The sequence below is a fragment of the Nonomuraea sp. NPDC051298 genome, from assembly GCF_055586305.1.
On record NZ_JBVJIM010000015.1, the window covers coordinates 45959 to 57498 of the forward strand.

General features: G+C 70.1%; 11 protein-coding genes. 3 read left to right on the top strand and 8 right to left on the bottom strand.

The genetic code is table 11. From position 1 onward, the window contains the following. Window positions 1-77 precede the first annotated feature (77 nt). Complete coding sequence (locus ACZ6S0_RS34720; protein ID WP_465923553.1) at window positions 78-1565, bottom strand: aldehyde dehydrogenase family protein; 1488 nt, start codon at window positions 1563-1565, stop codon at window positions 78-80. A 271-nt stretch (window positions 1566-1836) separates the two neighbouring features. Here ACZ6S0_RS34720 and ACZ6S0_RS34725 point away from each other — a divergent pair, with 271 nt between their 5' ends. After that, a complete protein-coding gene (locus tag ACZ6S0_RS34725) occupies window positions 1837-2403 on the top strand; it encodes a molybdopterin-dependent oxidoreductase (RefSeq protein ID WP_465923554.1) in 567 nt (188 codons plus the stop codon). Window positions 2404-2634: 231 nt separating this feature from the next. On the opposite strand, the gene ACZ6S0_RS34730 is transcribed toward ACZ6S0_RS34725, so the two are convergent. From ACZ6S0_RS34730 to ACZ6S0_RS34760, 7 genes are all read right to left on the bottom strand, one after another. After that, window positions 2635-2973 (bottom strand): hypothetical protein, encoded by a 339-nt coding sequence (locus ACZ6S0_RS34730; RefSeq protein WP_465923555.1) that lies wholly within the window; start codon window positions 2971-2973, stop codon window positions 2635-2637. Window positions 2974-3016: 43 nt separating this feature from the next. Continuing rightward, a complete protein-coding gene (locus ACZ6S0_RS34735) occupies window positions 3017-4174 on the bottom strand; it encodes an alpha/beta hydrolase family protein (RefSeq protein WP_465923556.1) in 1158 nt (385 codons plus the stop codon). Window positions 4175-4186: 12 nt separating this feature from the next. Further along, complete coding sequence (locus ACZ6S0_RS34740; protein WP_465923557.1) at window positions 4187-5608, bottom strand: S41 family peptidase; 1422 nt, start codon at window positions 5606-5608, stop codon at window positions 4187-4189. Further along, entirely contained in the window at window positions 5605-6666 is a 1062-nt protein-coding gene (locus tag ACZ6S0_RS34745) for an ABC transporter permease (RefSeq protein WP_465923558.1), read from the bottom strand. The genes ACZ6S0_RS34740 and ACZ6S0_RS34745 overlap by 4 nt, the downstream gene beginning before the upstream one ends. Continuing rightward, window positions 6663-7553 carry an ABC transporter ATP-binding protein gene (locus ACZ6S0_RS34750; protein ID WP_465923559.1) on the bottom strand — a complete coding sequence of 297 codons (891 nt, stop codon included), beginning with the start codon at window positions 7551-7553 and terminating at the stop codon, window positions 6663-6665. Before ACZ6S0_RS34750 ends, ACZ6S0_RS34745 begins: the two co-directional genes overlap by 4 nt. Beyond that, on the bottom strand, window positions 7550-7954 hold the full coding sequence (locus tag ACZ6S0_RS34755; RefSeq protein ID WP_465923560.1) for a GntR family transcriptional regulator: 405 nt from the start codon (window positions 7952-7954) through the stop codon (window positions 7550-7552). Before ACZ6S0_RS34755 ends, ACZ6S0_RS34750 begins: the two co-directional genes overlap by 4 nt. A 195-nt stretch (window positions 7955-8149) precedes the next feature. Continuing rightward, a complete protein-coding gene (locus tag ACZ6S0_RS34760) occupies window positions 8150-9082 on the bottom strand; it encodes an AraC family transcriptional regulator (RefSeq protein WP_465923561.1) in 933 nt (310 codons plus the stop codon). Between the two features lie 114 nt (window positions 9083-9196). Between ACZ6S0_RS34760 and ACZ6S0_RS34765 the strand changes: the two genes are divergently transcribed. Together ACZ6S0_RS34765 and ACZ6S0_RS34770 are read left to right on the top strand one after the other, a co-directional pair. Beyond that, window positions 9197-10063: an NAD(P)H-binding protein gene (locus ACZ6S0_RS34765; RefSeq protein ID WP_465923562.1), complete on the top strand. Its 867-nt coding sequence runs from the start codon at window positions 9197-9199 to the stop codon at window positions 10061-10063. A gap of 79 nt (window positions 10064-10142) precedes the next feature. After that, window positions 10143-11453, top strand: coding sequence for a serine hydrolase domain-containing protein (locus ACZ6S0_RS34770; RefSeq protein WP_465923563.1), 1311 nt, complete (start codon window positions 10143-10145; stop codon window positions 11451-11453). The last annotated feature ends 87 nt before the right edge of the window (window positions 11454-11540 follow it).

Below are 11540 nucleotides of genomic sequence, written 5' to 3' on the forward strand. Positions count from 1 at the left end.
GCCGAGGTTCCGCCTGGCGGCGCGCCGCGCGCGCCCACCCGTTGTTTCCCGGGTCCGTCGATCCCGAGGGAAACTCTCTACAACTGGGTGCAGACCGCCTTGACCTCGGTGTACGCCTCCAGCACCGCGTGGCCCATCTCGCGGCCCCAGCCGGACTGCTTGTAACCGCCGAACGGCAGGGCCGCGTCGAAGACGTTGTAGCAGTTGATCCAGACGGTGCCTGCCCGGATCTTGCCCGCCAGGGCGTGGGCCTTGGAGATGTCGCGGGTCCAGATGCCCGCGCCGAGGCCATAGGTGGTGTCGTTGGCCTGGGCGGCGATCTCGTCCAGGTCCGAGAACGGCGAGGCCACCACGACCGGGCCGAAGATCTCCTCACGGACGATCTTCATGTCGGGGCGGGTGTCGGTGATCACGGTGGGCTGGACGAAGTAGCCCCGGTCGCCGTGACGGCCGCCGCCGACGACCGTGCGGGCCCCCTCGCTGCGCCCGGAGTCCAGGTAGCCGGTCACGCGCTGGAGCTGCTCCTCGGAGACCAGCGGGCCCATCTGCGTGTCGGCCTCCAGGCCGGAGCCGAGCTTGATGCCGCGGGCGATGTCGGCCACGCCTTCGACGACCCGTTCGAACTGGCTCTGCTGGACGAACAGCCGGGATCCGGCCACGCAGCACTGGCCGTGGTTGAAGAAGATGGCGTTGGCCGCGCCCTGGACAGCGATCTCGGGGTCGGCGTCGTCGAAGACGATGTTGGGGCTCTTGCCGCCGAGCTCCAGGGTGACCTTCTTCAGGTTGCCCGCCGCCGCGTGCACGATGAGCTTGCCGACCTCGGTGGAGCCGGTGAAGGCCACCTTGTCGACGCCGTCGTGGGCGGCCAGCGCCGCTCCGGCCGTCTCTCCGTATCCGGGCAGGACGTTGACCACGCCGTCCGGGATGCCGGCCGCGGCGATCAGCTCGGCCAGCCGCAGCGCGGTCAGCGGGGTCTGCTCGGCCGGCTTGAGGATGACGGTGTTGCCGGTGGCCAGCGCTGGGGCGAGCTTCCAGGCGGCCATGAGCAGTGGGAAGTTCCACGGGATGATCTGGCCGATGACGCCGACGGGCTCGCGCAGGGTGTAGGCGTGGAAGGCCGCACCCGGCATGTACGGCACCGACGGCGTGATCGTGTTGCCCTCGATCTTGGTCGCCCATCCAGCCATGTAGTGGAACATGTCGGCTGACAGGGGGATGTCCGCCGCCCGTGCCACGGCCAGCGGTTTGCCGTTGTCGAGCGATTCGAGCTGGGCCAGCTCGTCTGCGTGTTCCAGGATCAGGTCGCCGATCTTCCAGATCAGCCGGCCCCTCTCGGACGGGGTCAGCCGCGACCACGGGCCGCCGAAGGCGCGGCGGGCGGCCCGCACGGCGCGTTCCACGTCCTCGGTGTCGGCCTCGGCCACCTGGGCGAGCGGTCGGCCGGTGGCGGGGTTCGGGGTGGCGAAGGTCTTGCCGGAGGCGGCGTCCACCCACCGGCCGTCGATGAAGAGCTGCCGAGGCGTCGCCACGAAGTCTTCGACGCTCTTGTCCAAGGTCACCGTCATCAGCGTCGGCTTCCTCTCGATGAACGTGCGCCCGCCCCGGGGCCTGACACGGCGATCCAGCGAGCGCTTGGTCGTTCCCATGACACTACTGACGGCGGAACAAGGCAAGAGGCGTGCGGACTCACAAGCGTCCATCGACTTCACCGGGCACATCGTCACGAACCCTCAACCACGCCCCTTCGCACATTCCAGTCTGAATACCGCTCTTTCCCCGAAACAGCGGCATGATCTAGCGTTCTGCCATGGCATCCACGAGATCGGAGAGCACGTCATGACCCTCGGTACCTCCAACCGCTGGGCCGCCACGACCGCGCTCGCGGCCGCGCTGCTGACCACGCTCGCGCCTCTTCCCGCCACCGCATCAGCGGTCGGCTCATCCTCCGTCCAGCAGAGCACCGCCGGCACGGTCAAGGTTCGCGGACAGGTCGACCAGCCGCGCTCGTTCACCATGGCGCGGTTGCGGGCCCTTCCCCAGCACACCGTCCGCGTGCGCTTCCAGACCTCCCACGGCCCGGAAAAGCACACCTTCACCGGCCCTCTGCTCGCCGACGTCCTCAAACTGACTGAGCCCCGCATCGACCCCGACATCAAGAACGCGCAGCTACGCCTGGTGGTCACCGCCACCGGCTCCGACGGCTACCGCGCCACCCTGGCCTGGGCTGAGCTGGACCCGTCCTTCTCCGACAAGAAGGTCCTGCTCGCCGTCGCCCAGGACGGCGCGAAGCTGGACGAGGAAGGCCCGCGCCTGGTCGTGCCCGGCGACGTCAAGGGCGGCCGCTACGTCAGCGGTGTCGTCCGCCTGCACGTCGGCAACACCGACGCCCTCGACCCCGCCTGACCCACCCCCACAGCAGTGGACGAGGGCGGCGACTGCCGCACGGTGGCGGGCCGCCGACGCGTCGGGCTGTGCAAAGGTCTGCGGCAACCCGGGCGCGACGACGGGCCGTCCTCCAGTCGCGCTGCTGTTCGCCGAGTCATCCAGGCGTGGACAACGTGACGGCCGGTCAACCGCGAGACGTCGGTTCGGAAGCCGCCTTCGGCCACCGTGTGACCGTCCGGCGGATCACGCTCAACTGCCGCCGGTCTTGCTGAGGGTCGTGCTCGGGTTGCTCTGCGGCTGGTGCTTCTTGCAGGTTTCCTCGGCCTTCTTGAACTCCGGCGTGCCGGCTACGTCCTTGTCCACGGCGGCGCCCTCCGTGTCGGGGTCGGGGAACGACGGCACGCCGTTCTCGCGCATGCACTTGGCGAAGGCCGCCGGGTCGCCCTCGCCCTTCGGCGCGAAGGACACGTTGGCCCCGTCAGGCGCCTGGCCGCCTCCGCAGGCCGCGCCGGTCAATGCGAACGCGGCCAGCGCGACGGCCGCCATGATGCTCCTGCGCGAGCGCTGCTGACCGAGGATGCTCTTCATGTCGATCTCCATGGTGTGTCGGTATGTGTGTTCGGACGGGGATTCAGGATTTGGCGCAGTCCTCAGGGCACAACTTGGCCTCGGGGAAGCTCGATGATGGTTTGTCCAGGATGGGCTGGGGCTGCGACTTCAGGTGCTGGTCGAGGAAGGCCGCCACGTACGCACGGGCGATCTCGACGCCGCGCGCCGCGGGCAGGAGGCCGTAGACGGGCTCGACGCCGAGGGAGGGCCCCAGGAGCGGGATGTCGGTGAACGCCTGGTGCTCCGTGTCCGCCACCACCACCCAGCGCTTCCACCCGGCCAGCAGTTTCCAGTCACGCTCCCATGAGGCGGCGTCGCCACCGGGGACATGCTGCTCCGAACCGATGAACATGAACGGCCGGGAGAGCCCGCTCTTGGGAATCCGGGTGTACGTGGTGCCGTTCATGTCGATCCCGGCGCGTACGCGGGAGTCCTCCACCATGGTCGTCAGCGAGCTGGCCCCGCCGATCGACTGGCCGACCATCGCGATCTTGGAGCGGTCGACCAGGTCCGAACCGTCCCACTTCGCCGGCAACTGGTCGAGCACGAAGGAGACGTCGGCCGCCCGGCCCTGAACCACCCTCGGGCCGAAGCCCGCGTCGGTGTCGGCGTCGCACGCGATGCAGTCCGCGACCCGCCCGTCGGACAGGGTCGTGGCGTAGCTCTCGTACGTGTGGTCGACGCCGACCACGACGTAGCCGCGGCTGGCCAGGTCCTCGGCCAGGGACGTGAGTGAGCTCAACGGCTTGGTGAAGCCGGGCGAGAGCACCACCAGCGGGAGCTTCTGCCCTGCGGGTTCGGCGTCCTTGATGGCGTTCGTCCGCGTCTTGGTCAGCGAGTCGTCCGGCACGCCCGCGATCTCGGAGCCCTTCAGGAAGAGCTCCGACTCCTTCGGCGTCATGTAGGGCGCCCGCTCCCCGTCCTTCTGCTCGGTCGGATACCACAGGGTGACCTTCAGCTCCCTGGCGTCGACGTCGAGGTTCCAGGGATCGGGACGTGACTCGTCGGTCATGTGCAGGATCGTGGTGCCGACCGGGTGGTCGCCGGTGGGCGCGGGCAGCACGGCCGGGCCGGTGGGCGTCGGCGACGGGCTGGTCGCCGAGCGCGGCTGCGCGGGGGCGGAGCAGGCGGACACGGCGAGGACGACCACTCCCGCGACCGCTGCCAGCATCTGTCTCATCGAGAGGTTCATTCACTTCTCCAGCAGAGTCAGCGCCTTGGCCAGGGCCGGGTCACGCCCGGCGGCCGCGTCCTCGGGGGTCAGGGGCACGTGGTGGTCGGGCGGCACGCCGATCCGGTCGAGCGTCTCGCGATTGGGCCCGAGGTGGTGCCTGGTGGGGAAGGCCAGCATGGTGTTGTTGCTGAGCTGGAACGGCTCCGATGGGCCCGAGATGACACCGGCGGTTCTGGTGCCGACCAGGTGGCCGAGACGCAGGTCCTTGACCGCGGAGCTGAAGTGCTCGCACGCCGAGGCGCAACTGCGGTCGGTCAGCACGGCCAGCGGCAGGTTGAGCAGCTCGACGGTGTCGTCGGTCCGCAGGGCCTCGCACTTGGCGTCCACCGTGCACAGGTAGGCGGTGACCTTGTCATGGACGAACGCGCTCACCAGCCGGATCGCCTCGGTGGGGCTGCCACCGCCGTTGCCCCGCAGGTCGAGCACGACACCGGTGAGCGTCCGCCCGTTGCGCAGCCGGGAGATCGCCTTGAACACCCGGTCCGCCGCGTCGGGAGCGAACCCGCGCACCCGCACGTAGGCGCTGCCGTCGTCCAGCAGCTTCGACGTCACCCCTTGCAGGGCGGCCAGGTCCCGCTCGTAGACGCTGGGCTTGAGTGTCACGCTCCAGCGGCGTCCGGTGCTCTGCCGCAGCAGCCGCAGCTCGACCGCGTCTGCTTGGGGGTACCGCCGGTAGAGAGCGGCGATCGCGGGCGTGGGCTTGCCATCGATGAAGGGCGCCGATCCGTTGATCGATTCGATGATGTCGCCCGGACGCACTCCGGCGGCCTGCGCCGCGCCGCCCTCCACGGTGGTGACGAACAGTGGGGGCAGGGCGGCACCGGGGTTGCCGTCCACCTGGGGGCCGTTGACGTTCGCCTGAAGGCCCAGGCCGTAGCCGTCGCCGTCGTGGTAGTCGGGGGGCGGCCCGCCGCCGCCGTGCACCCACCTGGCGTGATTGTCGTCGAGGCTGGCCACGATGGCCTCCAGGGTGACGACGGCCAGCTTGTCACGCAGGTCGGGGACCTGATCGGTGACCTTCCGGTAGACGGCCTCGAACGCGGTCCAGTCCGACTCCCTGTTACCGGTCAGCGCCGGCATGGTCGCCTCGGAGACATCACGTCCGTTGAGGTTGAGTTCCCGCGTCAACGCGACGAACCCGGCGGTCAGCAGCGAGCGGGCGTCCAGCGTGTCACCGCTGTAGTAATTTTCGAGGATGCAGAAGTACGCCTGCTCGATGACGTCGACGGTGGTGGGCGTCTGCGCCGGGAGGCTGCCCTGGGGCTTCGCGCAGACCGTGCTCGCTGCCAAGCTCGACTCGCTGCGCGGCGCCGCCGGCGCCGTGCAGGCCGCGACCAGCAGGAGCGCGAGCCCGGCGACCGCAGCCCTGATGGCGGTCATGAGAGACGCCTCCTGATCCACCAGAACGACAGCCACGTCAGGCCGGCGGTGAGCAGGGCGTAGATCCCGGTCTCGATCCACTGGAACAGCCAGAAGCGCTCAAGGGGCTGGTAGATCACCTGCTGCCGGTAGCCGAGCCGGTTGACCTCGCCCAGGCAGCCGTCCCCGGCGCCCGCCGCCGCGCTCCCCGGCGCGCAGGGTCCCGACGTCGAGGAGACGTTGACGACGGCTCCGGAGCCGCCGCTGCCGCCGGAGGCAATCTTTCCGGTCGGGTCGAGCAGCTCGCTGGACAGGACCCAGGCACCCGGCTGGTCGGGAACGGCGTCCCTCAGGTGCATCCGCGGGGGCGCGCCTCCCTCCCGGGGGATGCTGAGGCTCTCCATGTTCGCCATGCCCAGCTCGTAGGTCGCGGTGATCGGGGTCATGAGATGGGGACGGACCATCGACGGCAGGGCGAACTGGATCGCGGCGAAGACGGCCAGGGTGAGGGCCATGGCGGGCAGCGTGCGGCGTACCAGCATGCCCACGGTCACGCCGAGGACGAAGGCGAAGGCCGCGTACCCCATCGGGGCGATGCCGCGCGCGCTGAACACCAGGGGCGCCATCAGGGCCATGCTCGCGTCGGCCGACTTGTCCAGGGGGTCGGACCACCAGGTCACCATGAGCCCGCACAGGCCGGCGGCGGCCACGGCGACGACGCCGACGAGCCCGAGCTTGACCGCGAGCCAGCGGGCGCGGGTGATGCTCTGGTTCCACACCAGCAGGTGCGTGCCCGCCTCCAGTTCGCGGGTGATCAGCGGGGCGCCCCAGAAGAGTCCGACGAGTGCGGGCAGCACCAGCACGACGAGGGTCAGCGCCAGGAACGGGAGGTCGTACTCGCCGAAGAAGCGGTTGTAGAAGCTGTCACAGGTGTTGTCCGTGGTGCAGTCGGCGATCCCGGTGGAGTAGGCGGAGGCCAAGCCGGGCCCGGTCACCGCCAGGCCGACGGCGAGTACGCCGAGCACGGCCGCCATCATCGTGGCCGAGCCACGGAACTGACGCCAGGTCAGCCAGATCATCGCTGCACCTCCAGGGAGACCCGCCGGCTCTCGGCGGCGTGCTTGTCCATGTAGGCCAGGACGAGGTCCTCCAGGCTGAGCTGGGTGACCGTCCAGGCGGGGTCGTGGATCGGAGTGCCGGTACGCACCACGTACGTGCTCTGCCGGTCGGTGTGACTGGCGGAGACCACGTGCTGGTCGGCGGGGAGCCGGTCGGGATCGCGGCGTGGGCCGGTGAGCCGGTGGTGGGTGGCCAGCAGCTTGTCGGTCTCCCCGGCCACCTGGACACGGGAGTCGACGAGCACGATCAGGAAGTCACACGTGCGTTCCAGGTCGGAGACCAGGTGGGAGGAGAGCACCACGCTGAACTCGTGCTCGACCGTGGCCTCCATCAGCCCCTGCATGAACTCACGGCGGGCCAGCGGGTCGAGCGAGGCCACCGGTTCGTCCAGGATGAGCAGTTCTGGCCGCTTGGCCAGGCCCAGGGTGAGGGCGAGCTGGGCGCGTTGTCCGCCCGACAGCTTGCCCGCCCGGCGGTCGAGGGTGAGACCGAGGCGCTCGATGCGTTCCCGCGCCATGGTGTCGTCCCAGCGGGGGTTGAGCCGGGCGCCCAGCCGCAGGTGATCGGCGATGCTCAGCCCGGCGTAGACAGGGGTGTCCTGGGCGACGAACCCGACCCTGGCCAGTTGCGCCGGGCCGCCGGCGGGCCGCCCGCCCAGCACGGTGATGCCGCCCGCCGTCGGCTCGAGCTGACCGCCGGCCAGCTTGAGCAGCGTGGTCTTACCGGCGCCGTTGGGGCCGACCAGCCCGACGACGTGGCCCGCCGGGATGTCGACGGTGCACTCGCGCAGCGCCCAGCGCTTTCCGTATTTCTTGCCCAGTCCTTGGGCCTGCAGGACCGCGTTCACGCTACATCCTCCTGAGCGGTGGTCCGAAAGGTGGTCATGAAGAGGGCCTCGATGCTTTCGTCGTCGAGGCCGGCCTGGCGGGCCTTGGCCAGCCAGCGCTGCAGTTCCAGCCGCAGTGGGCCGTGCGCGGCCAGCGAGGTACTGGCGAGCGTCGTCGTCACGAACGTCCCCACCCCTGGCCGGGGGGCGACCAGGCCCTCGTGCTCGAGTTCCCGGTAGGCCTTCAGGACGGTGTTGGCGTTGATCGCCAACCGCGCCACGACCTCCTTGACGGTCGGTAACTGGTCGCCCTCGCGCAGCAGGCCGAGCCGTAACGCGTGCCGTACTTGCTGAACCAACTGCAGGTACGGCGACACACGCGACCTGCTGTCCAGGTGGAACTCGATCACTAGCAGCTCCATTTATCTAGTGTCCTAGCACTTTAGACTTATAGACGTTAGAGCGCTATAAGGATCGCTGTCCAGGGGCGGATTCCCCGCCTCGCGGCCGTGGCGGGCGAAGGTCGGCGGCATGGCGGGCAGGGCGACCAGCGGCGACAGGCTGCCCTGGGCCGAAGAGGGAGGCTTACCTCCCCTATGGGCGAAGCTTCGCCGGGTTCACTCGCCCGAGCGGTGGCGGCTCGGCGACACCCCGCGCACGCGCTTGAAGGCCACGCTCAGCGCGAAGGGATTGGCGTAGCCGACGTGCCGGGCGACCGCGTCGATCGTGGCGTCGGAGGAACGCAGCAGATCGGCGGCGAGCGCCATGCGCCAGCCGGTGAGGTAGGCCATGGGCGGCTCCCCCACGAGCGCGGTGAACCGGCGGGCGAACGCCGCGCGCGAGGCGCCCACCTTGCCGGCCAGCAGCGCCACCGTCCAGGGATGGGCGGGGTCGCCGTGGATCAGTTGCAGCGCCGGGCCGATCAGCGGATCGCTCTGCGCCTGGTACCAGCCGGGCGCGTGGGCCTCAGGGCGGGCGAACCAGGCGCGCAGGGTCGCGATCAGCGCCAGGTCGAGGAGCCGGTTGAGAACGACCTGCTGGCCGGGCCCTTCGCCGTTGACCTCCTGCGCCAGCAGTTCCATGATCGGGGACCGCACGCTCGACCGGGGCACGAGCACGATCTGCGGCAGGGCGTTCAGCAGCCGCTCGCTCACCTCCCCGATGACCTGGTAGGTGCCGCTGGCCACGATCGCCGACCCGTCGGGGCTGTATCCGCTCGTACGCGGCCCGAGCCGGAGCCGGTCGGTGACGTCGACGTCGTCCATGGTGACCAGGCGGTTGCCCTGCTTGACGATGACCTCCGGCCGGGTGGCCGGGTCGTCGCCGATCGTGTACGGCTTCGGCCCCTTGATGATGGTCACGTCACCCGTGCGCATCAGCACCGGCTCACCCACGTCGGGCACGATCCAGGCGTGCCCGCGCAGCGCGGTGGCCAGGGCGAGCGTGGCCTCGTCGGCGATCCGCAGTGACCACGGCGGCTCGAGGATGGTCTGGCAGAACGCCGCGCTGCGGGCACGGACACCGTCGAGGAGGTCGGCGAGCGGGTCCACAACCGCCAGTGTAGACGGACAGAAATGCGAACGAGCTGAAGGGATATGGATCGTCTCTCTGCGAGCGCGTTCACTGGGTGGTGACTCACCTCGACGACTCACCGGAGGTATCCGATGTACGCGATCACTGGAGTGACGGGCCACGTCGGCGGCGCGGCGGCCAGGGAACTCCTGGCCAAGGGAGAAGCGGTGCGGGCCGTGGTCCGCGACGAGGCCAAGGCCGGAGCCTGGGCGCAGGCGGGCGCGGAGATCACCGTCGCCGACTTCGGCGACAGGGCGGCGCTGGCGGAGTCCTTCCGTGGTTGCCGCGCGGCGTTCGTCATGCTGCCGACGGACCCGGCGCTGGCCGATGCCGACGCCGATCACCGACGGCTGGCCGACTCGATCACCGGAGCGGTCCTCGACAGCGGGATCACCCATGTGGTGATGCTCTCGTCGATCGGGGCGGAGCTGGCCGAGGGCACGGGCCCGATCCGCTGGCTCCACCACATGGAGGGCCGGCTGCGGGAGACGGGCGTGACCCTGACCGCGATCCGCCCGCCGCACTTCCAGGAGAAGGTCGAGACCGTGCTCGACGCCGCCCGCGAACTCGGCGTCTATCCGGTCTTCGGCGACTCGGCCGACGTGTCCACTCCGATGGTCGCGACGCGGGACGTCGGTGTGGTGGTCGCCGAGGCGCTCACCGCGCCCTCCCCGGCTGACGAGGTCATCGGCCTGGACTGCCCTCACTACACCGAGCGGCAGGTGGCCGAGGAGCTGGGCGCCGTTCTCGGCAGGCCGCTGGAGGTGGTCACCGTCCCGCAGCAGGAATGGGTCGGCCTGATGGTGCGGGAGGGTGTCCCGCCCCAGCTCGCCGGGGAACTCGCCGACCTGTACGACGCCGAGCGGCGCGGCCTCCTCCAGCCCGGCGCCGACAGGCACATCACGTGCACGACCGAGCTGAGCGAGACGCTGCGCCATCTGGTGAAGACCGTCTCCTGACGGGCGCGGTCGGGCCACCCCGCCTGCGCCGCATCGTGAGGAGGGCAAGCGTGGCCTGGCACGGCACTAGCCTGGCGGGATGGGATGGGATCTGGGCGAGCTTGTCGCGAAGTACGGCGTACCGGGCGCGCAGGTCGCCGTGCTGGCCGACGGGGAGATCCGGGACGAGGCCGCGGGCGTGCTGAGTCTGCGCACCCAGGTCGAGGCCACGACCGACTCGGTGTTCAAGATCGGCTCGATCACCAAGATCTGGACAGCCACGCTGATCCAGCGACTGGTCGACGACGCTGTGCTGGATCTCGACCGTCCCGTCCGCGACTACCTGCCCGGCTTTCGGCTGAGCGACCCGGCCGCCACCGCGTCCCTGACCACCCGCCACCTGCTCACCCACACCGGCGGCATCGACGGCAACCACTTCACCGACACCGGCCGCAACGACGACGCGATCGAGAAGTTCGTCGCCACCCTCGCCGAGGCGGACCAGCTCCTCCCGCCTGACACCGTCTTCTCCTACTCCAACAGCGGGTACGTGGTGCTCGGCAGGCTGGTGGAGGTGTTACGCGGCAAGCCCTTCCACGACGTGCTCCGCGAACGCCTGGTGACGCCGCTGGGCCTGCACACCGCCGCGACCGACACCTACGAGGCGATCCTGCACCGCGCCGCGGTCGGCCACGTCCAGACCGGCGGAGAGGTCGTTCCGACCAAGGAGTGGGCGGTTTCCTACTACTCCGCGCCCAGCGGCTCGCACCTTGCGATCAGCGCACGCGACCTGCTGGAGTTCGTCCAACTGCACCTCACCGACCACGCGCTGGCGGCACTGCGCGAACCCCAGGTCGAATCCGTCCCCGACTTCGGCGGCGGCGTCATCGGCTGGGGACTTGGCTGGATGCTCTACCAGGACGGCGTCGTCGGCCACACCGGCGTCGCCAAGGGGCAGAAGGCCTGGCTTCGCGTCGTCCCGTCGGCGGGTGTGGCGGTGGCCGTGCTGACCAACAGCACGGGCGGTGCGCCACTGGCGTACGAGATCTTCGGTGCGGTGCTCAGGGACCTGGCCGGCGTCGAGACGTCACCACTACCCGTGCCGCCCGTGAACCCGGCCGGGATCGACGCGGACCGCATGTGCGGCACCTACCGCTCCACCCTGTACGACATCACCCTCACCAGCGAGCACGGCCGCGCGTTCCTCATCTACCGCCCACGCAACGAAATCGCCGAGTCCTTCCTCGGCGGGTCAGAAAACCGCGTCGAGGTCGTCCGCCTCAACGACAGCTCGGTCATCACCGCCGAGCCGAAGTCCTCCGGCCACCAGGTCCTGTCGCTGGTCGGCTCCGACGGGCACGGCCGCGCCCGCTTCCTGCACAACGGCGCCGCCGCCTACCGGATCGCCTGATGGACACCGCCGCCGACGTGCATGAAGCCGACGCGATGGCGATCGGGCTTGACGCTCAAACCGCCCTGACGGATCTTGTGCTTGATA

What these genes read in the sequence shown, in the direction of transcription:
- ACZ6S0_RS34720 (WP_465923553.1), bottom strand. Translation starts at nt 1,565, where the DNA reads ATGACGGTGACCTTGGACAAGAGCGTCGAAGACTTCGTGGCGACGCCT.
- ACZ6S0_RS34725 (WP_465923554.1), top strand. Translation starts at nt 1,837, where the DNA reads ATGACCCTCGGTACCTCCAACCGCTGGGCCGCCACGACCGCGCTCGCG.
- ACZ6S0_RS34730 (WP_465923555.1), bottom strand. Translation starts at nt 2,973, where the DNA reads ATGAAGAGCATCCTCGGTCAGCAGCGCTCGCGCAGGAGCATCATGGCG.
- ACZ6S0_RS34735 (WP_465923556.1), bottom strand. Translation starts at nt 4,174, where the DNA reads ATGAGACAGATGCTGGCAGCGGTCGCGGGAGTGGTCGTCCTCGCCGTG.
- ACZ6S0_RS34740 (WP_465923557.1), bottom strand. Translation starts at nt 5,608, where the DNA reads ATGACCGCCATCAGGGCTGCGGTCGCCGGGCTCGCGCTCCTGCTGGTC.
- ACZ6S0_RS34745 (WP_465923558.1), bottom strand. Translation starts at nt 6,666, where the DNA reads ATGATCTGGCTGACCTGGCGTCAGTTCCGTGGCTCGGCCACGATGATG.
- ACZ6S0_RS34755 (WP_465923560.1), bottom strand. Translation starts at nt 7,954, where the DNA reads ATGGAGCTGCTAGTGATCGAGTTCCACCTGGACAGCAGGTCGCGTGTG.
- ACZ6S0_RS34765 (WP_465923562.1), top strand. Translation starts at nt 9,197, where the DNA reads ATGTACGCGATCACTGGAGTGACGGGCCACGTCGGCGGCGCGGCGGCC.
- ACZ6S0_RS34770 (WP_465923563.1), top strand. Translation starts at nt 10,143, where the DNA reads ATGGGATGGGATCTGGGCGAGCTTGTCGCGAAGTACGGCGTACCGGGC.